The following is a 22,723-nucleotide window of genomic DNA, read 5'->3' as shown; positions in this document are numbered from 1 at the left end:
CGGCCTGACTCTTTACGCCGTCCTCCGCGAACTCCAGGCCCTACTCGGCGTCTGGACCGGCGCTTGCCGTCTCTGCCTGCAACCCGTCCTGCCACGCCCACCCACCCCCGCAGACTCGACATAACAAAGTACTACTAGGACTCTCCGGCATCCGGGTCACGCGACAGGTACGCGGCCAGGACGACGGCCTGGTTCAGCTCGGGACTCCTGGCTCCGTACAGCAGCGTCACGGTCGGGTGGGTGCGCGCGGCCTCCCGCAGCTCGTCGACGGCCGGGTTGCCGTCGAGCTCCGCCGCGTACCGGTCCGAGAACTCGGCGAAGCGGTCGGCGCGATGGTCGAACCAGGTCCGCAGCTCGTGACTCGGGGCCACGTCCTTCAGCCACCGGTCGACCGCGGCACGTTCCCTGGACACGCCTCTCGGCCAGATCCGGTCGAGGAGGACCCGGTAGCCGTCGCCGGGATCGGCGTCGTCGTAGACACGCTTGGTCTGGAACGTCACGCACCCATCATGACCCGAGGGACTCAGGCGGCGTCGTGGAACACGAGCGCGAGCGTGTGCCGCTCGCCGGAGCGGATCGCGGACACGCCGTGCCGGACGGGCGCCGCGGACCAGCCCCGCTTGGACTCGACCGGCCGGTCCCTCGTCGTGAAGACGTAGCCGTGGCCGTACGGCAGCAACGTAGCGGTGCCGCGGGACTGGGCGCGGGGCCGCTGCTCCAGGAGCAGGAACTCCCCGCCCGTGTGGTCGACACCGGGCTCGTTGAGGTTGACGACCACCTGCAGCGGGAACACGAGGTCGCCGTACAGGTCACGGTGCAGGGCGTTCCAGTCCTTCTCGCCGTACTTCAGCAGGATCGCGGTCGACTTGGTCTGGCCGGCCTCGTGGCACATCTCGAGCCACTCGTCGAGCGTGTCCGGCCACGGGGTCGACCGGCCGAGCCTGCGCCACCAGTCCCTGGCGATCGGGAGCAGGCGCGGGTACAGCGCCTGCTTGAGCCGCTCGATCGGTTCCGGGTACGGGGCGTTGAAGTACCGGTACTCGCCCTCCCCGAAGCGGTGGCGGCCCATGTCGACGGTCGTGCGGAACACGTCGCGCGAGTCGCCGTACAGTCCCCGGATCTCGCGCGCCTCCCCGTCGCTCAGCAGGCGCGGGAGGAGCGCTCCCCCGTACTCGTTCACCTCGTCGGTGATGGCGTCCCAGTCGCCGGAGTCGACGCGCTCCCGCCAGGTGTCGCCGACCGTGGTCCGCGCGCTCACCGGATCACCTTCGCCGCCGCCTCGTCCTCGAGCGCGAGGAGGAACGACTTCCGCCGGAGCCCACCGGCGTATCCGGTGAGTGTGCCGCCCTTCCCCACGACGCGGTGGCAGGGCACGATCACGCACAGCGGGTTGCGTCCGACGGCCTGCCCGACGTCCCTGGCGAGCGACCTGTCGCCGAGCCGCTCCGCGAGGTCGCCGTACGTGGTGGTCGTGCCGTAGGGGATCTCGTCGAGCAGCGCCCACACGCGCTGCTGGAACGCGTCACCGGCGGCCGCGGTCGGCACGTCGAACGACGTGCGCCGGCCGGCGAGGTAGTCGCCGAGCTCCGCGGCGACCTCCGCGAACAGCGGATCGGTCTCTGCGTCCACGAACGATCCGAACGCCTCGTCCAACGGGCGGTACCAGTGCCTGCTGCCTCCGGCGGTCTTGCGACGGTGATGCGGGAAGTACAGGCCGGTGAGCCTGCCGCCGTCGGCGACGAGCGTGAGCCTCCCCAGCTCGGTGTCGATCCGGGTGTGCCGTGTGGCCATGATCGGTCCTCCTCACGTTGGTGCCTCACTGCGTAGACGCCCGTGAGCCCTGGTTCGTGAGGTGCCGGTCGCCGCCTACGCGTCTCGCCGCGTGACGAGCTCGTGAAACCGGACCAGCCGTGCCTGCATGTCCGGATACGGCGTCGCCGACGGCGCGGCCCGGCCGTCGCGGACGTTGGCGGCCACCTCGACCGCGGCGTCGATCGCGGCACGGTAAGGCAACGACCCCGTGCTCACCCGCCGCACGCCGAGCTCCGCGAGTTGCGTGAGGGACAGGCCGGGCACGACGAGCACGTTGACCGGAACCGGGATGCCCGCCGTCAGCTGCCCGAGCTCGTCCGGGTCGGACGCACCGGGAACGAAGATCCCGTCGGCACCGGCGTCGACGTAGGCCCTGGCCCGGTCGAGCGTCGCGGCGACGGTGGCGTCGTGACCCAGCCAGTACGTGTCGACGCGGGCGTTCACGTACACGCCGGGGCTGCGCTCCTTGATCGCCGCGATCTTCGCCGCATGCGCCTGCGGGGCGATCAGCCGCTCCGCCGTGCTGTCCTCGATGTTGACGCCGGCGACGCCGAGGCCGGCGACGTACTCCGCCACCGGCACGGGATCGTCGGCGTAACCGTCCTCGACGTCCACCGAGACGTAGCAGGGCAGGGCCGAGAGCAGCCGGGCGAGGTCGCGGGTCGCGCCCCCGGTCGACCGGCCACCGTCAGGGTGGCCACCGCTCGCGGCAACGCCGAAGCTGGTCGTGCCGATCGCGGGGAACCCGGCGTCGAGGAACGCGAGCGCCGACGCGACGTCCCAGGCGTTGGGCAGCAGCAGCGGCAGCTCTCCGTCGTGGAGCTCACGAAACGTCATGCCGACTACTCCGCGACGTCGTAGACCTCGATGACGCGACTGTCCAGCAACGGGACGAGTTGGTCGAGGACGAGCTCCTTGAAGTGCGTCGTCTCGCGGTGCGCGTCGAAGGCGTCGCCCGACACGTACCGCTCGAGCAGGACGATCCTGCGGTCGTCGTCGAGCTGACGGAAGGCGTCGAAGGCGCGGCATCCCGGCTCGGTGCGGGCGGCCGCGGCGATCGTCGGCAGCAGCGCCAGAACCTCCGCCTCCCTGCCGGCGGAGATCGTGTAGCGGGCGATCACTTGCAACTCGGGCATTTCGGCTGGCCTCTCCGGGGGATGGAGTCGACGCTACCGTCTCGACGCCGGCCGGAGGCCGATGATCGGTACCCAGGAAGGAGGAGCGATGCGGCGGGACGTCACGCAGGCGATGCGGGAGACCGAGTTGGCGGTGCCCGCGGACGACGGTCTGCTCGTCGCGGGGACACTGAGCGTTCCGGCGGGCGAAGGGCCGCACCCGGCCGTCGTGCTGCTGTGTCCCGGCACACTCGACCGGGAGGGCGACTCGCGAAGAGCCCGTACCGCGTTGGGTCGGGCGCTGGCGGGCGCGCTGGCCGCCCAGGGTGTCGCGTGCTACCGGTTCGACCGGCGTGGCATCGGACGGACGCCGGGAGACCCGGAGGCGATGGGGTTCTACCGGCAACGCGACGACGCCGCGGCGGTGCTGCGTGCGGTGGCCGCGCGTCCCGAGGTGAGCACCGTGGGCGCGATCGGCTACAGCGAGGCCGCGTTGCACGCCGCGTGGCTGGCCGCACACGCCGACGCCGCCGCGGTCGTCCTGCTCGGCTGTCCCGCGCGGACTGGTCGGGACGTCCTGGCGTGGGCGATCTCGCGGTGGTACGAGGACGAGGTCCCGCCGCCCGGCCGACTGGCCCTGCGGCTGCTGGGCAGATCGCCACGGCAGACCGCAGGTCGGATCGCGGACCGGATCGAGGCGAGCACGGGCCGGGTGACCCGCGTCTACGGGATCCGGATGCCGCCCTCCTACCGCGAGTACCTCGGCCACGACCCGCTGCCGGACCTCGCCGCGATCCGGGTGCCGGTGCTCGCGCTCACCGGCACCAAGGACCGGCAGGTCGATCCCGCCGATCTCGCCACGATCACCCGAGTCGTCCCCGGCCCGGTCGAGGCGTGCGCCGTCCCCGACCTCACCCACGTCCTGCGCCGGGTGTCAGGCCACGGCTCGCTGCGGACCTACCGCAAGCAGTACCGCCGCCCGGTCGACCCGCAGTTGCTGGAACAGGTCGCGATCTGGCTCGCCGCCCACCTGCCCGGCGGGCACAGCTGACTCACCGGGTGGACTGGAACAGCTCCACGGGATTGCCGGAGGGGTCGTCCAACAGCACCTGCTTGCCACCGACTCCGGTGACGACGTCGTTGCGGAAGCGCACGCCGGCCGCGCGCAGCCGGTCGACGTCGGCCTCGACGTCGTCGACGGGCAACGAGATGCGGTTCCAGCCGCCCGGCTCGGGTCGCCGGCCGTCGGGCATGACCTGTGCGCCGCCACCCTGTCCGCTGGGCTCCGACAGTGCGAGCCGCAGCGCACCACGGGACAACATGGCGAAGGTGGGAGCCGGGTGCATCACCACGCCGAATCCCAGGTGTGCGGTGTAGAAGGCGACTGCGGCGTCGACGTCGTCGACGATGTAGCGGACGAGCACGGTGCCGTCGTCTTTCATCCTGAGCTCCTCATCGTCCGGGCCGCCTCCACGACACGGGCGACGGCGACCGATCGCTCCTAGGCTAGGTTCTCCGGCGATCGTGGTCGGTGGCTCCCGTGAACGGAGGAGGAAGCGAGTGGCGGCGTTCTGGTGGGGGACGCTCGCGGCGTCGTCCCTGATCGTGGGCGGGCTGCTGGCGCAGTGGCTCACGATCCCGCGACGGTTGCTCGGACTCGTGATGGGGTTCGGCGTCGGCGTGCTCACCAGCGCCGTGGCGTACGAACTGGTGGAGGACTCGTTCGAGCACTCGGCCGTCGGCGTCGGGCTCGGCCTGCTCTGCGGGGCCGTGACGTTCTACGCCGGCGACACGCTCATCGACCGCATGGGCGGCCACAACCGCAAGCGCACCACGGGACACCCGGCGAACTCCGCCGCGCCCGCCATCGTCCTCGGCATCGTGCTCGACGGCGTCCCCGAGTCGATCGTGCTCGGGCTGACCGTGGTCACGAACGGCACGGTCGGGCTCGCGGTCCTGGCCGCGGTGTTCCTGTCGAACCTGCCCGAGGCGGTTGCCGCCACCGTCGGCCTGCGCGCCCGTCGTTGGAAGGCGGCACCGGTGCTCGGCCTGTGGGTCGCGGTGACGCTGGCAAGCGGTCTCGCCGCGCTGCTCGGCTCCGTGCTCCTGGAGTCCGCCCCGGGCGGCGTCGTCGCGTTCGTCAACGCCTTCGCCGGCGGCGCGATCCTGACCATGCTCGCCGACACCATGGCACCCGAGGCGTTCGACAACGGCGGCCGCGCCGTCGGGCTCGTCACCACCCTCGGCTTCCTCGCCGCGTTCCTCCTCACCGCACTCGCGTGACGTACGGACGCCACCGTCAGCGGCGTCGGCGCACCGCGACGTGGTTGACCGCCCAGAGCGCGGCCCCGATCAGGAGCATCACGCCCGCCCGCAGGAGTACCGCGGGCTCCTGCTGGGTGAGCAGCGCGACGCAGACGAGCGCGCCGAGCACCGGCAGCACGGTCGGCGCCTTGAAGTGCTTGTGCTCGACGCGTTCCCTGCGCAGGACGAGCACCGAGACGTTGACGAGGGTGAAGATGGCCAGCAGCAGCGTCACCGTCGTCGTCGCGAGCACCGCGACCTCACCGGTGAAGACGAAGACCATCGCCGCGCCGATGGCGACGAGCGACGCAACCCACGGCGTCCTCCTGGTCGGGTGGACGGTCGCCAGCTTGGCGTGCAGCACCTTCTGGTCCGCCATGCCGTAGAGCAGCCGCGAGCTCGACATCAGGTTGATGAGGACGCTGTTGCCGACCGCGATGGCGGCGATGGCGGTGAACAGTGTGTCGGGAACGCCCAGCGGGCTGTTACGCACCACCTCGAGCAGCGGAGCGTTGGAGCCCGCGAGGTCGTCGCCACCGACGACGATCGAGGTCAGCACCGAGATCGTGAGGTAGACGCCGGCCGCCACCAGGATGGCGATCACCAGCGCCCGCGCGCAGGCACGCGCGGGGTCCTTGGTCTCCTCGGCCATGTTGGCCGCGTCCTCGAACCCGATGAAGGCGAAGAACGCGAGGCTCGTGGCGGCGATCACCGCCACCACCGCACCGCCTCCGGGTGCGGACGACCCGGTCGCGTCGAAGTCGGTGAGGTTCGCCGTCGTGCCGGTGCCGACCGCGATCGCCGCGATGGCCGCGACGATCACGAGCGCGAGTCCGCCCAGCTCGACGAACGTCAGGACGGTGTTGGACCTCGCCGACCCCCGCACGCCCAGGATGGTGACGCCGCCGAGCCCGGCGACCAGCACGACGGCGGTGACGACGGCGGGGATCGGGAGGATCTCGGCCACGTAACCGCCCGCGGCCAGCGACAGCGTCGACGCGGAGTTGATCGCGGAGGCCACCATCGCGAACGTGACCATGAACGTGAGGAACGGGTTGCGGAACGCCTGCAGGACGTACGTCGCCGCACCGCCCGCGCGCGGATACTTGCTCGACAGCTCCGCGTAGCTGAACACCGTGAGCACCGCGAGCACGAGTGCCACCAGGAACGGGATCCAGATCGCACCGCCGACCTGGCCGGCCATGTCGCCGACCAGGCCGTAGATCCCCGCACCGATGACGTTGCCGAGGCAGATGAAGACGAGCTGCCGCTGACTCAGGGTCCGGCGCAGCCGGGTCTCGCCGCCCGGGGCCATCGAGGTGTCAGGAGCGCTCGCCTGGGTCATCTGTTACCCCGCACCGTAGGAGTCCTTGTGGAAGTGAGGAGAGACGTAATAGGAATGTTTTACCTGAGTCAAGAATCGTCAAAGTCATCGTGACGTTCCGTGAGGGGCGCAGCGCCCGTGCCTCACCCGGGTTCGTGCCGCTCGGTGACGGACGGTGTCGGGACCCGGGAACCGCCCGCCGCCACGACCACGAAGGACCTGCTCACGATGAGTGACATCGGAAGCCGTGCAACCCGACGACGACCGCTGACGATCCTCGGCGCCGCAGTGCTCACGCTCGGCTCGCTGACCGCCCCCGCCTCGGCGGCCGGAGCCGCGGAGCCGGCAGCCGAGAGGTTCGCGGTCACGTACCCGACCACGTCGGGGCCGGCCGCAGCACAGGTGGAGGAGGGCTTCGACATCGACGTCGAGGCGTCGCGGAGCGGCACGCTGAAGGCCGACATCCGACCGGTCGGCCGGTCCGGTGGTGGCTGGATCCCGCTGACGCTCGCCACCGAGCTGCCGAACCAGGCGGTCCGTCCCGGTGCGGTCACCGCGGTCGCCGAGCCGCCCGTGGAGGCGTCGCCCGGCGACTACACCGTGCGCGTCAGCCTCGTCGCGGACGACGGCCAGGTCGTGGCGCGCGATCGCGTACGGTCCGGTGTCACGATCGAGGACCACGGCCTGCCGACCGGCTTCGAGTCCAGCGACGGCACGGCATGGACGGACTTCGAGCAGGAGCAGTCGTTCATCGCGGACCTGGAGTCCGCGTCGCCCCGCGCCGCCGTCTCCGTCCTCGGCGAGTCCGTCAACGGCCTGCCGTACAACCTGCTGCGGATCGGGTCGCCGTCGCCGCCGGCGCTCGCCGACATCGAGGGTGACGCGGTGCTGCTCGTCTGCTCGCAACACGGCGACGAGCCGTCCGGGCGCGAGGCGTGCCTTCAGGAGGCGCGCCGCCTGAGCCTGACCTCCGACACGCGGACACGCGACTACCTCGCCGACAACACCGTCCTGGTCGTGCCGTCCGCCAACCCCGACGGCAGCATGGCCGACACCCGCGAGAACGCCCACGGCGTCGACCTCAACCGCGACCACCTGCGACTGGAGGAGCCGGAGACCCGGATGCTCGCCGAGGTGATGCGCGACGCCCGGCCCGAGACCGTCCACGACCTCCACGAGATGGGCGGCCAGGACCGCCCCGACCTCGAGGTGGTCTGGGGGCGGCACCTCGGCATCGACGAGGAGGTGCGCGCGTTCGGCGAGGCCTGGGGTGACGACCTGGTGCGGCCGCGGACCGAGGCCGCCGGCTACTCCACCGGGCCCTACCTCGCCAACCCGGGCACGGGCGAGAACATGACGTTGACCAACGCCTCCATGTTCCGCGAGCTCAACGGCGTGATCTCGGAGACCAACACGTCGGTGCTCGCCGGCGAGACGACGCAGACGTCGCAGCTGCGACGGGTCGAGGTGCAGCGGATCACGATCGGCGAGACCCTGCGCCAGCAGGGGTTCCAGAAGGAGCGCATGGTCGAGGCCGCGGCGAACGCGAAGCGGCGCAACATCGACATGGGCTACACCCAGCAGGGCCCGTACTTCTTCACCGGCAACTCCGAGTCGCCGGACCCACCGCTCCCGAGCGACTACATCATGCGGGTCCCCTGCGGCTACCTCCTCACCGAGGCACAGGTGGCGCACCGTGCGGTATGGACCGAGCTGTGGGACGTCCGCACACAACCGACGAGCGAGGCCGCGTACGAGGCGTTCGTCCCCATGTGGCAGGCGCCGTCGTCGGTGATCCCGCTGATGATGGACGACAGGGCCGCGGGCTCCAACGACATCCGAGCCACCCCGGTCGACGACTGTGGGGATCTCTAGCAGGTCCCGGCTGCTGTCGTACCGGCGACCAAGGTTGACGGCCGGGCGACCTTCGGCCGATAGACCCACCGGTTGCATGCCGCTTGACTGATCCGATGACGGTGAACCTGCCCCGACCGACCACCCTCGAGGCGCGGGCCCTGGGGCCCGACCTGGCACGCGGTCTCATGCTGCTGTTCATCGCCCTGGCCAACTCGCACTACTTCCTGCCCGGCCGATCGGTGCTCGGCGGCTACCCGCAGGACGGCTCGAGTCTCGACTCGGCCGTTACGTGGCTCATCGCGACCTTCGTCGACGGTCGGGCGTTCCCGATGTTCGGGCTGCTGTTCGGGTACGGCGTCGCCCAGATCGTGCGCCGACACGACGCGTTGGGGCCGCGGGCCGTACGCCGGCTGCTGTGGCGACGCAGCCTGATGCTGGTGCTCGTGGGTGTCCTGCACGCGGTGCTGCTCTACGCGGGCGACATCCTGACGGCGTACGGCCTGCTGCTGTTCGTGGGCGTGTGGTTGGTGCGCTGGAAGGACCACTGGCTGCTGCTGATAGCCCTCCTGTTCTTCGTTCTCGGCTCGCTGCCGGGCGACGGCTCGATGACCATCAGCAGTGAACCGCCCGACATCTCGATGCTCCCGCCCGACGTCGGCACCATGGTCGTCGCGCGGGCCAAGGCGTCGGCCTTCGTCGCCTTCTTGGGCCCCCTCGGCTTCGTATGCCCGTTCGTGGTCGGGTTGTGGGCGGGGCGCCGGCGCATCCTGGAACAGCCGGAGCGACACCGGACGCTGCTGCGCGCCGGGGCGTCGGTCGGGATCGGCGCCGCCGTGCTCGGCGCCCAACCGATCTCGCTGATGCTCGCCGGCGTGGTCACTCCCCCCGGCCAGCAGACGCTCGAACTACTGGGCCCCTTGCACGACTCGACCGGGACGTTGGGCGGCTTCGGCTACGCCTGCCTGCTGTCGCTGATCGCCGCCCGGCTCCAGGCGCGCCGACGGCCGCTGGTCGACGCGATCGCCGCCGTCGGTCAGCGGTCGATGACCTGCTACCTGGCACAGTCAGTGGTCTGGGCCGTCGTCTTCACCCCGTTCCTGCTCGATCTCTCGGACGACCTGACCGTCACGACCACGGCACTCCTGGCCGCCACCACGTGGCTCGTCACCGTGGCGCTGGCCGACTGGATGCGAAGAACGGGGCGTCGCGGACCCTTCGAGGTGCTGATCCGGCGTGTCACCTACCGGCAACGGCCTGACCGCACCTCGAGGACTCGCGTCAGGAACCTGATATAGCGCGATCGGCATACCTAGGACTATCATGCATTGCAGTTCTAGGGTTAGGTGGTCGCATGCACATCACGAAAGACCTCGTGGCGGCCTCGGCGACGCCGCTCGTGCTGGGGATCCTCACCGAAGGCGAGAGCTACGGCTACGCGATCCTCAAGCAGGTCAACGAGCTGTCGGGCGGGCAGCTGGAGTGGACCGACGGCCTGCTCTACCCGCTGCTGCACCGCTTGGAGCGGCTTGGTCACGTCGAGTCCGCCTGGGAGACTCCGCCCGGGGGACGCCGCCGCAAGTACTACAGCATCACCGACCAGGGCCTGGCCGAGCTCGTCGAACAGCGCCGCCAGTGGGCCGCGGTCGTCGACGCCCTGCGGGGCGTCTGGAGGTCGTCACAGTCCATCAAGCCGATCACGACACCGGCCTGGGAGGCGGGACGGTGACCGTCGGCAGCGACAACGATCTGGAGAGCCAGATCGCCGAGTGGCGGGCCTACATGCACCGCCGCCGGGAGCTGCACCACACCGATGCCGAGGAGCTGGAGGACCACCTTCGCAACCGGATCACCGAGCTGACCGAGGCGGGCCTGCGAGCCGACGAGGCGTTCCTCATCGCCGTCAAACGCATGGGCAGCCTCGACGAGCTGTCGCGGGAGTTCGCCCGCGAGCATTACGAGCGGCTGTGGAAGCAGCTCGTGCTGCCCGGGGAGCCGGACGCGCCCGCCGCCCGTTCCCGCCGCGATCTGCCTGTCATGGTGCTGTGTGCGGCCGTCGCGGCACTCGCGATCAAGGTGCCGGCGTGGTTCGGGTATGACATCGCGGGTGACGACGACGCCGTGTTCTACGTACGCAACGCCAGCCTCTTCGCGCTGCCGGCGCTGGCCGCCTACTTCGCCTGGCAACGCCGGGTCCGTCTTCGCGTCATCGCGGTGCTCGCGTCGCTGTTCGTTCTCGGCGCGGTCGCCGCGAACGCGTATCCGCTGGCCGATGGCTCGCAGAGCCTCTTGCTCACGGCGATCCACCTCCCGCTCGCACTGTGGCTGGTCGTCGGCGTCGCCTACACGGGCGGTGACTGGCGTTCCGAGCAGCGGCGGATGGACTTCATCCGGTTCACCGGGGAGTGGCTGATCTACTTCGTCCTCATCGGCCTGGGCGGCGGGGTTCTCACCGCCTTCATGTTCGGCACCTTCGACGCGATCGGCCTCGACGCCGAGGGATTCATCCAGTCGTGGCTGCTGCCGTGCGGCGCCGTGGCCGCGGTCATCGTCGCGGCATGGCTGGTGGAGGCCAAGCAGAGCGTCATCGAGAACATGGCGCCGGTGCTGACCCGCGTCTTCACGCCGCTCTTCGCGGCCACGCTGCTGGCCTTCCTGGTCGCCACCGTCTTGACCGACAACGGCATCGACGTCGAGCGCGAGGCGCTCATCCTCTTCGACCTACTGCTCGTCATCGTGCTGGGCCTGCTGTTGTACGCCATCTCCGCCCGTGACCGTACGGCCCGGGCCGGTCACTTCGACCGCCTGCAGCTCGTGCTCGTCGTCAGCGCCTTGGTCATCGACGTCATGGTGCTGCTGGCGATCACCGGCCGGATCACCGAATGGGGCTTCAGCGCCAACAAGACCGCGGCCCTGGGCGAGAACGTCATCCTGCTCACCAACCTGGCGTGGTCGGCGTGGCTGTTCCTCGGCTTCGTCCGTGGCCGCATGCCCTTCGCCCGCCTGGAACGCTGGCAGACCCGTTACCTGATCGTGTACGCCGTCTGGGCCTGGACAGTCGTCCTCGCCTTCCCGCTCGTGTTCGACTTCGCCTGAGCCGGATCCGGCGCCATGCGGGACGAGTGCGTGCTCAGGCCGCGTCACCGTCCGCCGCCGCGTGCAGGACGAGCGAGCGAGGCTGGACCCAGCCATGGTCCAGGCGGACGACCTGGTCGGCGCGCGCGATGGTCGCGGGCCTGTTGGAGACCACCAGCAGCGTCTGGTCGACGCGGGCCTGCAGCTGGTCCCACAGGCGGCGTTCGGTCTCCACGTCGAGCGCACTGGAGACGTCGTCGAGGACGAGTAGTTCCGAGAGCGGGACCAGTGCCCGCGCGATCGCCGCCCGCTGCGCCTGGCCGCCGGACAGGCGTACACCACGTGCGCCGACCTCGGTGTCCAGGCCGTCCGGCATCGCTGCGATGTCCTGGTCGAGCACGGCCGTTCGTGTTGCCTGTGTCAGCTCGGTCGGATCGTGGACACCAAGTGTCAGGTTGTCGCGCAGCGACTCACTGAACAGCCGCGGCACCTGGGGCACGAACGCCGATCGCGGCGGGACGAGGAACTCCGCAGCGTCGTCCACGGCGACGCCGTTCCATGACAGCATCCCGGCATGCGCGGGCAACAGCCCAAGGATCGCGCGGAGCAAGGTGGTCTTGCCTGCTCCTGCCGGTCCCGTGACGACGGTGAACGTTCCGCGTTCCAGGACAAGGCTTACGTCGTGGATACCTCGTCCCGAGTTCGGATGCGTGGCGGTGAGGCCGGACACGGTCAGGCACTCCATGGCCCGCTTCTCGAGACGCTCGATGGGTGCCGGCGACTCCGGGACGCCAATGGGTCGGTGAGCTACCAGGGTGGTCGGCGAGGTCTGCGGGAGCAGTGCCGCCATGCGCTCGACCGCCACAGCGGCCTGTCGCTGCTTGGCGAGCAGCCGACCGCCGTAGACCGGGAGCCAGACGAGCCTGCCCACGTAGGTGACGAACAACGCGAGCTCGCCGACGGTGAAGTCGCCGCCGTGCATGGCCGGCACCGCGAGCAGCAGGACGATTCCGACGCTCATGTCCATGGTGGCGCGGTTGAACGTGCCCAGCAGGCGCGTGAGGAGTTCGTCCCGCAGCCCGGCACGACGACGGCTTTCGTTGGACCGCGCCAGTCGCTCCAGGATGCCCGAGCCCGCTTGAGCGGACTTGACTGCGACGATCGCGCCGAACATCTCACCGAGCAGGCTCGTCACCGCTGCCGAGGCGCGCCGGAAGGTCGCGCGGTTCTCGCGGATCCGCCCGGTGACAAGCCTGGTGGCGACGACGACCGCGAGCAGGGGAAGCACGACCGCGATCGCGATGACCGGCTCGATCGAGACCATGATGACCATCGAGCAGTGCGACCTTTCCCGCAGTGTGCAACCCGGTCTCGACGAAGCCGAGGAAGTCATCGACGTCGTCTCGGAACCGGCTCACCGCTTCGCCAGGAGAGCCGGCCGGCACTCCGGCCTCGGGCCCACCGCTGCGCAGCTGAGCACGCAGCAGGTTGAGCCGCACCAGGCCGCGCATGTACTCCCAGCAGCGAGTCCGGACCACGCCGGCCCAGACGACGGCGAGGTTGGTGACCTCGGCTGCCACCAGCACCGCGAGGATCTCGTACACGCCGAACCCGACCGCGGCCTCGCCGCTCAGGGCGTCCAGGAGCAGCTGGAGCAGCCAGCCGATCAGCAGTGTCGAGCCGTTCCACGCGACCACCTGAAGGACGCACAGGGCGAACAAGCCGGGTCGGTAGCGGGCGAGGCGTCCAGCCATTCGCCACGTCGACGACTGTCGCACGTTCATCGGAGCACCCCGTCCGACGCCGTGGTGAGCAGCCCGGCGAAACGACTGCTCGCGTCGTCGGCGAGGTCACGGCGGCGGCCCCGCTCGACTATCCGGCCCCGCTCCATGACCGCGATCTCGTCGACCCGCTCCAGCGTGCTGAGCCGGTGTGCGATCAGGATCGCGGTCCGGCCGGCGAGGAGTCTGTCGATCGCGTGCTCGAGCCGTTCCTCGCTCACCGGGTCGAGCCGTGAGGTGGCTTCGTCCAGGATCACCAGACCCGGGTCGCGCAGGAACACCCGGGCGAAGGCGACCAGCTGCGCTTCCCCGGCCGAGACGCCGGCGCCACCGGGACCGAGCAACGTGTCGAGCCCGTCCGGCAGGGCGCGGTACCAGGCGCCGAGACCGAGGCTGTCGAGCACCTCCACGAGCCTGCCGTCGTCCGCGGGGTGCGCGCCGAACAACGTGAGGTTGTCCCGCAGGTCCGCCTCGAACAGCTGCACGTCCTGAGTCACGAGCGCAACGTGCCGTCGGAGCTCGGCCAGACCCACCTCGCGAACGTCGACGTCCCCGATCCGCAAACCCCCCGCGGTCGGATCGAGCAGCCGCACCAGGAGCCGGCTGATCGTGGTCTTGCCGCTGCCGGTACGGCCGACCAGGCCGAGCACGGTGCCCGGCCGCAGGCGCACGTCGATGCCGTGCAGAACCTCCGCCCCGTTGGCATAGGCGAAGTGCACGCCGTCCAACTCGACAGGGAGCGGGCCAGCGGGCAGAGCGACGCTTCCGGTGTCACGGATCGACGGTTCCTCGTCGAGCAGCTGCTGGATGCGCGCGAAGCCGGCGATCGCCTCTTGGGCGGCCCGTTGGTGTTCGGAGATCTGTTCCAGCGGCTCCTGAAGCAGGCTGGTGTAGCGGAACAACAGGTAGACGGTGCCGAGGCTGACCACACCAGCCTGGAACATGAGCGTCCCGGCCAGCAGGGCCAGCACCCCGCCGACGGCGAAGACCCCGGTCGTGGCGACCCACATCGTCCGGGTCGCGATCGAGGCACGCATCGATGCCCGGATGAAGGACGCCAGCGTGCGCTGGAACCCTCTCACGGCATAGGCGCCTCCCCCGTTCGCGCGAAGATCCTCCGCGCCGTGCAGCCGCTCCTCGATCTCGCCGAAGAGCCTGGCCGACGCCCTTCGCCGCTCGGTCGCGAGCGGGACGGCGAAGTTGCCCAGGCGCGCGAGCGTCGCCGCGGACACGACCACGAATCCGACCGCGCCGAGCCCGATGCGCCAGTCCTCGACGAAGACCACGACGAGCACACCGAGCAGCGTCAGCGTGCTCCCGACGACCTGGACGACGAACGACGACACGAACGACGACAGTGCGGACACGTCGCCGTCGACCCGCTCGATCATCTGCCCGGGCGAATGCCCCTCGTGGAAGGACAGGTCCAGCCCGAGCGCATGACGTGCCACGTCCTCCCGCAGCGCGTTCGTCGCGACCCAGGCATGGCGAGTGGTCGCGTATCCGACCGCGACGGTGAGGAGGTGGTTGGCGAACGAGACCGCGAGGAACGCGCCGGCGATCACGGCCAGCGCCGACAACGGCCGACCAAGCACCACCTGATCGATGAACAAGCGAAGCAGCTGCGGTCCGGCAAGCGGCAGCACGGAACCGGCGAGCAGCAACATGCCCAGCCCGGCCAGCTGCGGCCACCGACCTCGCGCCAGCATCGCGATCAGCCGCCGCCGCGACGGCGGTCGATCTCGAAGGAGGACGCCTCCGTGGGACATGCGTCAACCCTGCGGACCAGACGCTGTCGGCGTCCACGACAGCCAACCCACAAATCACGCCACGCGACCCGCCGAACCCCAGCCCGACCATGCCCAGCCTGGGCGGTTCAGGGGTGCTCCTGTCGCGCGTCATCGAGGATCACCGCCGACGACGGGGCCGTTGATGTCGCAATCTGTGGGTAATCTGTCGTAGACGACGCGGCGCGATCGGCGGCAAGGTGAGTGTCATGGAACCCGGCACTGTCACGTTCGTGATCTTCGACGACTACCAGACGCTCGACCTGGCTGGACCGTACGAGGTGTTCGCCATGGCCGGCTACCAGTGTCGGATCGTGGCGGCGCACGCCGAGGGGACCCGGTCCAGCCGCGGCTTCAGGGTTCATGCCGACCACAGCATCGGCGAGGTGGATCCGAAAGACATCGACACGTTGGTCGTGGCCGGCGGGGACGGCATCTTCGCGGCCCGAACCAACCGGGAGCTCGTGGACTGGGTCGGCGCGGCAGCCGGTTCCGCCCGGCGGGCGACATCGGTGTGCAGCGGGGCGTTCCTGCTCGCCGAGGCCGGGGTGCTGGACGGACGGCGGGTGGCCACCCATTGGAGGGACGCCGACCGACTCGCCCGCGAGTACCCGTCGATCAAGGTCGACCGCGAGCCGATCTTCGTTCGGGATGAACGGTTCTGGACCTCAGCCGGCGTGACGGCTGGGATGGACCTCGCGCTCGCCCTCGTCGAGGCCGACCTTGGGTGGGAGGCCGCGCTCGGTGTCGCAAGGGAGCTGGTGCTGTACCTGCGCCGGCCCGGGAGCCAGTCACAGTTCAGCATCCCGCTCTGGTCGGCGCAACCGGAGACAGACGTACTTCGCAAGGTAATCGAAGCGATCCACTCCAACCCCGGCCACCGCCACAGCATCCCCGAACTGGCGACAGTGGCAGGGTTGAGCCCACGCCACCTCCAACGCCGGTTCACCCAAGAGATCGGCATGTCCCCCGCCGCCTACCTCGAGAGAGTCCGCATCGAAGCCGCACAACGGGCACTCGCCGAACGCAACGACCCGGTGGACAGCATCGCCCGTCGCTACGGCTTCGGCACGGCCGAGACCCTCCGCCGCACCTTCCACCGTCTTGTCGGCATCGCCCCCTCCGACTACCGCGACCGGTTCCGTGCTGCCCACGTATAGGACCTGAGCCGTCAACGCAACCGTGGCGGACTGACGACAGCGTGCTGACCGGCCGATGACGCGGAGCCTAACTCTCCGCGCCGCAGACCTCGCCCCGGATCTGGGTGACGAAGTGGTCGACCTCGAAGTGCTGATCGAGGTACGTGAACCCGGTCGCGCCAACGTAGCGGCCGACGCCGCCGGTGAACTCCTGGGTTCCGCCGGCGTGGCCGAGGCCGGTGGCGGTGTCGACATTGCCGATGCTCGTCTCGAGCGCCGTGAGCGTCGACCCGTCCTTGAACGTGTAGGTGATCGTCCCGCTGACCGCGCGGTAGCCGGGTGACGTCGACGGCGGATCGGCACGGGAGCCGAGCACGAACACGGTCGTCCCCTTGAATCCGTGCTTACCGCGGACGGTGCCCACCACGCAGGCCTCGTTCGGGGGCGGGCAGCCCTCCGAGACGACCTTGTCGTAGATCGTCGCGTCGATGGGCTGGCAGCGGGGGTGCGCGTAGGCCTGGGACGGGCCGGCGACGACGACGCCGGCACAGGCGACGGCGATCGCGGTGATGCGCAGGGATCTCATCGAGCCTCCTGTCGAGGGGTGTCCGCGGCAGCCTAGGAACGGTGCCGGCCCGGTGGCGGCGCCGATTCGAGGTGATCTGCGCCAGTCCAATCTCGATCAGATAACGCGACGCAGCGCGGCGAGTCCGTCCGGGATCCGGTCGGTCGAGATGGCGCCGTAGCCGAACACGAACCCGTTCGGACCTGGACGCTCGATACCCCAGCGCGAGATCGTCCCGAGGTTCACTCCCTCCGCGAGCGCGTGCGCGGCGAGTGTCGCGTCATGCGGTTGTCCGGGCGTGAGCAGTGCGGCCATGTGCGTCCCGCCGCTGGACTCGATCGGTTCGAGGAGGCCGGCGAAAAGCTCACGCAGGGTGCCGACCAGCAGGTGGTGCCGACGCTCGTACGAGCGCCGCATCCGCCGGATGTAGCGAGCAAAGTCGCCCTCCTCGATGAAGGCGGCGAGCGCGGCCTGCACGTGCCCGGCTGTGCCGTAGTCGGCGACGAACTTCGCGCGGCGCGCGGCTTCACCCAGCGTCGCCGGGACGCCGAGGAACCCGACCCGCAGCGCCGGCAGCAGCGTCTTGGAGAAGGAGCCGACGTACAGGACGCGACCCTCCCTGTCGGTCGCCTGCAGCGGCGTGAGCGGACGTCCGGTGAAGCGGTACTCGGAGTCGTAGTCGTCCTCGACGATCGCCGCGTCGTGCCGGGCGGCCCACGCGAGCAGCGCGGTGCGGCGCGACTCGGACATCGGCATGCCGAGCGGGAACTGGTGCGACGGCGTCACGTACACCATCCGCGTCCCGGCCGGAAGCTGGTCGACAACCAGGCCCTCGCCGTCGACGGGCACGCCGACGACGCGGGCTCCGTACGCGAGGAACGCACGGTAGGCCGGCAGGTAACCGGGATCCTCGACTGCCACCGTGTCGCCCGGTTCGAGCAGAACGCGCGCGGCGATGTCGAACGCCTGCTGCGCTCCCGTCGTGATCACCAGCTGCTCGGGCGCGGTTCGGACACCGCGACTCACGACGAGATGCCGTGCGAGCGCGTGACGTAGCCGGGCCGAGCCCGCCGGGTCGCCGTAGTTGACCTCGGTGCGGGTGCGCACCTGGTCATTGAGCAGCGCTCGCCACCGTGCGAACGGGAACCGGGTGCGCGCGGGGACGCCGGGCGCGAAGTTGAACTCGGTGGCCGGCACGGTGAGATCCGGAACGGCGAGATGCTCGGCGCGCCAGATCGCCCGTGGCCGCAGCGGGGATGCGGCCGGCACGGCCGCCGCGGCCGCGCGTCGCCCTGTGACGAACGATCCGATCCCGGCGCGCGGGCGGATCAACCCGTGCGCGGCGAGCCGCTCGTAGGCCGTTACCACCGTCGCCCGCGACACCGACAGCCGCGCGGCGAGCTCGCGGGAGGACGGCAGCACCGTTCCTGCGGGCAAGGCGCCGGTGCTGATTCGCTCGTGCAGCTGTGTGTAGATCTGCTCGGCCAGCCCGCCCTCCTCACCCAGATGCATATGCAGATCCATGCCGGCATCCTCGTCAACAGGTCGGCTCGCGGTGAACCCGCCGTCGGTGGTGTGCGTGGCGCCGGTGACGAAAGTCCTCCTCTCCCATACGGACGCGACGCAGGACACTAGATGATGCCTCCTTCGCGGCCACAACGGACATCAGGAGATGCCGGGGGTGTTCGTTCGGTGCCAGACGAGTTCGGTTGCCCCTCGACGTGTTCGTGGGCCTCCTCTCCCGTCGGGAAGGACCGGGGCGTGAGGTGTGATGCCGCGCGGTGTTCGTCCGATCGCGGTCATCGTTGTGACCTCCCAGTGCTCGGGCACGTTGTACTCGTTGGCGATGGCGTCGCGGTCGAAGGCGCGGAACTGGCGGGAGGCGAGTCCCATTGCTTGTGCTTGGAGTGTCATGTGGGCGACCGCTTGTCCGAGGTCGTAGTGGGAGAACTCTGAGTGGGGCCAGTCGGTGTCCTGTACCCAGCGGTGGCTGAGGTTGACGACCAGGATGCTCGCCGACGGCGCCCACCGTGCGGAGCTCTTGGCCAGGTGGCGGACGAGGCATCGGTGGATGGCATCGTCGCGGCGAGCGGTGATGAACGCCCAGGGCTGAGAGTTGCCCGCCGAGGGCGCCCAGCGCGCGGCTTCGAGCAGGACCTCCACGTCCTCGGGGTCGGCTTCGTGCGCCAGGTCGAATGTCATGGGGCTCCAGCGACTGCGTAGCAGCGGATGCAGCCTCGCCTGAGTTCCGTCCGTCTCCACGTCATTGCCAACGTGTACGAGCGACGTGGATTCCCTGGGCCGCCGGGCCAGGCAGCGTGACAGGCTGCATGGCAGCGTTCAGGGGACTTGCATCTGGTACCTGGGTACACGTTTACCGTCGAGACATGACTTCTTCAGAACTGGACATCTCCGGATCGTGGGTCCCGCACAGCTGCACGCTGCCCACCGTCGAACAGCCAGTACGGACAGCGGAGTTCGACGAGGTGTTCGCCCAGGCGGTGCAGCACCTCGAGCAGATCGACGACACCCGGTTGCGGTTCGAACTGGACGCCACGGCAGCGGTCGCCGCACGCGTCGCCGACCTGACGGTCCGCGAGACCGGGTGCTGCTCGTTCTTCACCTTCACCCTGACCGCCGCCGCGGGAACACTGCATCTCGACGTCACCGTGGCCGCCGGCCACCGTCAGATGCTCGACGCGCTCGCCGCCCGAGCAATGACACTGGCCCGCGACGCCGGTGGCGAGGATGCGTAGCGGACAGGTCGCCCAGGCGGTCGGCATCAACCGACAGACCCTGCGCTACTACGAGCGACGCGGCCTGCTCACCGCGCCCGAACGCACCATCGGCGGACACCGGGACTACCCGCCACAGACCGTGACTCTGCTGCGGGTGATCAAGGCTGCCCAACGGCTCGGGTTCACCCTCGACGAGGTCGCCGACCTGCTCACCATCGGCATGCACCACCACCATCGCCGCCGCCGCGACCAAACCGGTGAGGGCCTCCAGGATCGGGCACGGGACAAGCTCGCCGAGGTCGAGGCCAAGATCGCCGACCTGCAGCTCATTGGTGACCGGTTACGCGCCGCCTTGGACGCCGGCTGTGACGACCTGATCACCTGCGCCGACAGTCCACACTGTCCGCTCCCGTTCGCCGACCTCGCCGACCACGCCGACGGTCCTGGGACGCGGCCACGTGGGTCTGATGCACGGTAGACGGCCGGTCAGCCAAGCACGAGTCCGACGCCGCCGTGTCGCGCTCACCGCGGCCCCGATGAATGCCTGCCCTGCTGCCGCCAGCGGTCGCGACCGCCGGCCACGACCTCGACGTCGAGCATCACTCCGACGGGCAGGCACCCTTCGCGTTGCGCGAGTGCATCGACGGAAAGGGGTAGGCCAGTGACGAGGCCGGGGGGTTGCTATGACTGGAGCACGTGCCGAGGCGCCATGTTCCGCCGGCGTTCGTCGAGTAGCCGCAGGGTGCGCCGATCGCGTTCGAGTGAGCGTTCGAGACGGTCGATGTGGGAGTCCAGTATGCGGCGGGCATCGTCGCAGCCGTCGAACTCACCCCGCGCGGTCAGGCACGGCTGGAGCGTCACGATGTCGCCGATGGTCAGGCCGGAAGCGATCAGCCGTCTGATGGTGCGAACCTGCTGGATCGCCGCGCCATCGAACTCGCGGTACCCGTTCGCCAGTCGGCGCGAGGCCAGGAGACCGGCGCGATCGTAGTGACGCACCGAGCGAGCTGAGGCTCCTGTCAGCTCGGCGAGCTCTTGAACCCGCATAGCCCTCCTGCCATCGGTTGACCTTGACACCGGTGCACACCTTTATCGTGCCATCGGACCACAGGCATCGCCAATCGACGTGAAGGAGTCACGATGTTTCGACTGGACCCCGAGATCACCACCTCGACGACCACGCGACCGGACATCACCCAGGCAAGCGCGGTGGTCGATGCGCTGTTGCGATTCGGCTTGGCCCAGGATCGTCGGTATGACGCAGGCGCTCGCGAACTGTTCGAGTCGGCGTTCACCGAAGACGCCGTGCTCGACTTCCGCGCTGCAGCGGCGAAGTGCGGCATCGAGGTGCCTCTGATGACCGGTAGGGACATGATCACCTCGATCATCATGGATCCCGGAACTCACATCGACACCACACATGTCGTCACGAACACCCGGGTGCAGATCGACGACGGCATCGCATCGTTTACCGCACTCGTTGAGGCGCAGCATCTGCCGACCGGCGATCACTCGCGTCACGCCCTGCTCAAGAACATGTACGCCGTCCATGCCCGCCGCGACGACAAGCTGTGGCGGATGAGCGAGGTCTCCATCGACTGCGTCTGGTTCACCGGAGATCCGACCGTCATCACGGGCAGACCATGATCAGCGCCGACGGCTTCGTCGTGACCCGTGAGCTGCCCGCTGGGCCGGACGAGGTGTTCGTCCATTTCACCAGGCCGGAGCTATTTGCCCGCTGGTTCGTGGTGCCGGGTTTCGACACCCCCGCGGCCAAGATCAGCCTCGACCCCCGGCCGGGAGGCGCGATCGCCGGCGTGCTCGTCTCCCCGGAGAACGGTGACGAGATCCCGTTCGCCGCGCGGTACGGCGACATCGAGCCCGACCGCATGGTGCGGTTCCTCTTCACCGACCCGCCCGAGGAGGTGACGCTGACCCTCGACGACCTGGGCGAGGGTCATACCCGGCTCAGCTACCGCAACGTCGGGACTGGCGGCGACCACACCGAGGCGATAGCTGGCGTCAACGGAATGCTGGACGCGATGGAGACCTCGTTGAAGGGTTCGGCCTTCTGATCTGCGCGACTGGCAAACCGTCACCTCAAACCGGCAGGCACGGGAGTGGTGAGAACTCTCGGGACGAGCTCCTCCCGTGAAATGAAGACCGGATATGTAACCGTCTTGACTATCCTCACCCCTCACCTGTTGTATGGGGCACGCACGAGAGACCTCGGCCGAGAGGATTGCCGTGTATGCCGGTGCGCCATCACCTGCTCGGGCGTCGACGGCCGGGCGGGGCGTGCAGCAGAGACCGCGTCGGAAACGGGAGCTCAGGCGGCGACTCTGGCAAGCCCGTTGGCGTTATCTGTTCATCCTGCCCGGGCTCATCTACTTCGTCGTGTTCCGATACGTCCCACTGCTCGGTAACGCGGTCGCCTGGCAGGACTACAGTCCCTTCCTCGGGATCAGGGGGAGTCCCTGGGTCGCATGGGACAACTTCGCCCGACTGCTCACCGACCCCGAGGTGGCCGACGCACTCGTCAACACCCTCGTCCTGAGCGTGCTGCAGATCGTCTTCGCCTTCCCGGCGCCGCTCCTCCTGGCCCTGCTGCTCAACAGCATCCTCAGCGACCGCGTCAAGCGGTTCATCCAGTCGGTCGTCTACCTGCCGCACTTCATCGGCTGGGTGATCGTCGTCGCCATCTGGCAGGCGCTCTTCGGCGGGACCGGTGCGATCAGCGACCTGCTGTCCCGGGTGACAGGAGACCCCGCCAACCTGATGACCAACCCCGACACCTTCGCGCTGCTGATCACGTCCCAGGTCATCTGGAAGGAGGTGGGCTGGGGAACGATCATCTTCCTCGCCGCCATGACGTTGGTGCCTGTCGAGCGGTACGAGGCAGCCGCGGTGGACGGGGCCGGAGCGTGGCGGCGCATGTGGCATATCACCCTCCCCGGGATCACCTCCGTGATCGTCCTCCTGCTCATCCTGCGTCTGGGCTCGGTGCTCACGGTCGGATTCGAGCAGATCATCCTGCAGCAGGACGCCGTCGGCGCCGACGTCGCCCAGGTCCTCGACACCTTCGTGTACTACCGCGGGGTCCTCGGCGGAGACTGGGGTCTCGCGACGGCCGCCGGCCTGGTCAAGGGTCTGGTCGGGACCGTACTGGTGCTCGGCGCCAACTGGGCGGCGAAGCGACTCGGTGGAGAGGGTGCCTTCTGATGGGCGC

The 22,723-nt window shown here is 69.6% G+C and carries 25 protein-coding genes; 12 read left to right on the top strand and 13 right to left on the bottom strand.

Annotated elements, in window-relative coordinates:
- Positions 1-134: 134 nt before the first annotated feature.
- From GEV10_16265 to GEV10_16245, 5 genes are all read right to left on the bottom strand, one after another.
- Positions 135-500: a DUF488 family protein gene (locus GEV10_16265; GenBank protein MQA80012.1), complete on the bottom strand. Its 366-nt coding sequence runs from the start codon at positions 498-500 to the stop codon at positions 135-137.
- Positions 501-523: 23 nt separating this feature from the next.
- The gene (locus GEV10_16260; protein MQA80011.1) at positions 524-1,258 is read right to left on the bottom strand and encodes a proline hydroxylase; all 735 of its coding nucleotides are present in this window, start codon (positions 1,256-1,258) and stop codon (positions 524-526) included.
- Positions 1,255-1,791: a methylated-DNA--[protein]-cysteine S-methyltransferase gene (locus GEV10_16255; protein MQA80010.1), complete on the bottom strand. Its 537-nt coding sequence runs from the start codon at positions 1,789-1,791 to the stop codon at positions 1,255-1,257. The genes GEV10_16260 and GEV10_16255 overlap by 4 nt, the downstream gene beginning before the upstream one ends.
- Positions 1,792-1,866: 75 nt before the next feature.
- A complete protein-coding gene (locus GEV10_16250; protein ID MQA80009.1) occupies positions 1,867-2,649 on the bottom strand; it encodes an isocitrate lyase/phosphoenolpyruvate mutase family protein in 783 nt (260 codons plus the stop codon).
- A 5-nt stretch (positions 2,650-2,654) separates the two neighbouring features.
- The gene (locus tag GEV10_16245; protein ID MQA80008.1) at positions 2,655-2,948 is read right to left on the bottom strand and encodes an antibiotic biosynthesis monooxygenase; all 294 of its coding nucleotides are present in this window, start codon (positions 2,946-2,948) and stop codon (positions 2,655-2,657) included.
- 112 nt (positions 2,949-3,060) lie between these two features.
- Between GEV10_16245 and GEV10_16240 the strand changes: the two genes are divergently transcribed.
- Positions 3,061-3,978, top strand: coding sequence for an alpha/beta fold hydrolase (locus GEV10_16240; protein MQA80007.1), 918 nt, complete (start codon positions 3,061-3,063; stop codon positions 3,976-3,978).
- Between the two features lies 1 nt (position 3,979).
- On the opposite strand, the gene GEV10_16235 is transcribed toward GEV10_16240, so the two are convergent.
- A complete protein-coding gene (locus tag GEV10_16235; GenBank protein MQA80006.1) occupies positions 3,980-4,369 on the bottom strand; it encodes a VOC family protein in 390 nt (129 codons plus the stop codon).
- A gap of 118 nt (positions 4,370-4,487) precedes the next feature.
- Between GEV10_16235 and GEV10_16230 the strand changes: the two genes are divergently transcribed.
- Positions 4,488-5,210, top strand: coding sequence for a ZIP family zinc transporter (locus GEV10_16230; protein ID MQA80005.1), 723 nt, complete (start codon positions 4,488-4,490; stop codon positions 5,208-5,210).
- Between the two features lie 16 nt (positions 5,211-5,226).
- Here GEV10_16230 and GEV10_16225 read toward each other — a convergent pair whose 3' ends face one another.
- A complete protein-coding gene (locus tag GEV10_16225; GenBank protein MQA80004.1) occupies positions 5,227-6,546 on the bottom strand; it encodes an amino acid permease in 1,320 nt (439 codons plus the stop codon).
- A gap of 237 nt (positions 6,547-6,783) precedes the next feature.
- On the opposite strand from GEV10_16225, the gene GEV10_16220 reads away from it, so the two are divergent.
- The 4 genes from GEV10_16220 (at position 6,784) to GEV10_16205 (ending at position 11,505) form a co-directional block, all read left to right on the top strand.
- Positions 6,784-8,430 carry a hypothetical protein gene (locus tag GEV10_16220; GenBank protein ID MQA80003.1) on the top strand — a complete coding sequence of 549 codons (1,647 nt, stop codon included), beginning with the start codon at positions 6,784-6,786 and terminating at the stop codon, positions 8,428-8,430.
- A 95-nt stretch (positions 8,431-8,525) separates the two neighbouring features.
- The gene (locus tag GEV10_16215) at positions 8,526-9,707 is read left to right on the top strand and encodes a DUF418 domain-containing protein (GenBank protein ID MQA80002.1); all 1,182 of its coding nucleotides are present in this window, start codon (positions 8,526-8,528) and stop codon (positions 9,705-9,707) included.
- 56 nt (positions 9,708-9,763) lie between these two features.
- A complete protein-coding gene (locus GEV10_16210) occupies positions 9,764-10,138 on the top strand; it encodes a PadR family transcriptional regulator (protein ID MQA80001.1) in 375 nt (124 codons plus the stop codon).
- Positions 10,120-11,505: a hypothetical protein gene (locus tag GEV10_16205; GenBank protein ID MQA80000.1), complete on the top strand. Its 1,386-nt coding sequence runs from the start codon at positions 10,120-10,122 to the stop codon at positions 11,503-11,505. Before GEV10_16210 ends, GEV10_16205 begins: the two co-directional genes overlap by 19 nt.
- Before the next feature lie 34 nt (positions 11,506-11,539).
- Here GEV10_16205 and GEV10_16200 read toward each other — a convergent pair whose 3' ends face one another.
- Positions 11,540-12,877 (bottom strand): ATP-binding cassette domain-containing protein, encoded by a 1,338-nt coding sequence (locus GEV10_16200; protein MQA79999.1) that lies wholly within the window; start codon positions 12,875-12,877, stop codon positions 11,540-11,542.
- 387 nt (positions 12,878-13,264) lie between these two features.
- Positions 13,265-15,034, bottom strand: a complete 1,770-nt coding sequence (locus GEV10_16195) for an ATP-binding cassette domain-containing protein (protein MQA79998.1) — start codon at positions 15,032-15,034, stop codon at positions 13,265-13,267.
- 227 nt (positions 15,035-15,261) lie between these two features.
- On the opposite strand from GEV10_16195, the gene GEV10_16190 reads away from it, so the two are divergent.
- Positions 15,262-16,212, top strand: coding sequence for a helix-turn-helix domain-containing protein (locus GEV10_16190; protein MQA79997.1), 951 nt, complete (start codon positions 15,262-15,264; stop codon positions 16,210-16,212).
- A 67-nt stretch (positions 16,213-16,279) separates the two neighbouring features.
- On the opposite strand, the gene GEV10_16185 is transcribed toward GEV10_16190, so the two are convergent.
- From GEV10_16185 to GEV10_16175, 3 genes are all read right to left on the bottom strand, one after another.
- On the bottom strand, positions 16,280-16,777 hold the full coding sequence (locus GEV10_16185; protein MQA79996.1) for a hypothetical protein: 498 nt from the start codon (positions 16,775-16,777) through the stop codon (positions 16,280-16,282).
- A 96-nt stretch (positions 16,778-16,873) separates the two neighbouring features.
- Positions 16,874-18,280: an aminotransferase class I/II-fold pyridoxal phosphate-dependent enzyme gene (locus GEV10_16180; GenBank protein ID MQA79995.1), complete on the bottom strand. Its 1,407-nt coding sequence runs from the start codon at positions 18,278-18,280 to the stop codon at positions 16,874-16,876.
- A gap of 141 nt (positions 18,281-18,421) precedes the next feature.
- On the bottom strand, positions 18,422-18,958 hold the full coding sequence (locus tag GEV10_16175; GenBank protein MQA79994.1) for a nitroreductase: 537 nt from the start codon (positions 18,956-18,958) through the stop codon (positions 18,422-18,424).
- Between the two features lie 185 nt (positions 18,959-19,143).
- Between GEV10_16175 and GEV10_16170 the strand changes: the two genes are divergently transcribed.
- Both GEV10_16170 and GEV10_16165 read left to right on the top strand, forming a co-directional pair.
- The gene (locus tag GEV10_16170; GenBank protein MQA79993.1) at positions 19,144-19,512 is read left to right on the top strand and encodes a hypothetical protein; all 369 of its coding nucleotides are present in this window, start codon (positions 19,144-19,146) and stop codon (positions 19,510-19,512) included.
- Positions 19,505-19,972 carry a MerR family transcriptional regulator gene (locus GEV10_16165; protein ID MQA79992.1) on the top strand — a complete coding sequence of 156 codons (468 nt, stop codon included), beginning with the start codon at positions 19,505-19,507 and terminating at the stop codon, positions 19,970-19,972. Before GEV10_16170 ends, GEV10_16165 begins: the two co-directional genes overlap by 8 nt.
- Positions 19,973-20,175: 203 nt before the next feature.
- On the opposite strand, the gene GEV10_16160 is transcribed toward GEV10_16165, so the two are convergent.
- Positions 20,176-20,541: a MerR family transcriptional regulator gene (locus GEV10_16160; GenBank protein ID MQA79991.1), complete on the bottom strand. Its 366-nt coding sequence runs from the start codon at positions 20,539-20,541 to the stop codon at positions 20,176-20,178.
- A gap of 93 nt (positions 20,542-20,634) precedes the next feature.
- Between GEV10_16160 and GEV10_16155 the strand changes: the two genes are divergently transcribed.
- The 3 genes from GEV10_16155 to GEV10_16145 all read left to right on the top strand — a co-directional run bounded on the left by GEV10_16155 (position 20,635) and on the right by GEV10_16145 (position 22,716).
- Positions 20,635-21,141 carry a nuclear transport factor 2 family protein gene (locus GEV10_16155; GenBank protein MQA79990.1) on the top strand — a complete coding sequence of 169 codons (507 nt, stop codon included), beginning with the start codon at positions 20,635-20,637 and terminating at the stop codon, positions 21,139-21,141.
- On the top strand, positions 21,138-21,569 hold the full coding sequence (locus GEV10_16150) for a hypothetical protein (GenBank protein MQA79989.1): 432 nt from the start codon (positions 21,138-21,140) through the stop codon (positions 21,567-21,569). The genes GEV10_16155 and GEV10_16150 overlap by 4 nt, the downstream gene beginning before the upstream one ends.
- 133 nt (positions 21,570-21,702) lie before the next feature.
- Positions 21,703-22,716, top strand: a complete 1,014-nt coding sequence (locus tag GEV10_16145) for an ABC transporter permease subunit (protein ID MQA79988.1) — start codon at positions 21,703-21,705, stop codon at positions 22,714-22,716.
- Positions 22,717-22,723: the final 7 nt, after the last annotated feature.

This window comes from Streptosporangiales bacterium (assembly GCA_009379955.1).
Classification (GTDB): Bacteria; Actinomycetota; Actinomycetes; order Streptosporangiales; family WHST01; genus WHST01.
Note: the sequence above shows the minus strand (reverse complement) of the source record. Positions and strands in the feature narration are given on the sequence as shown.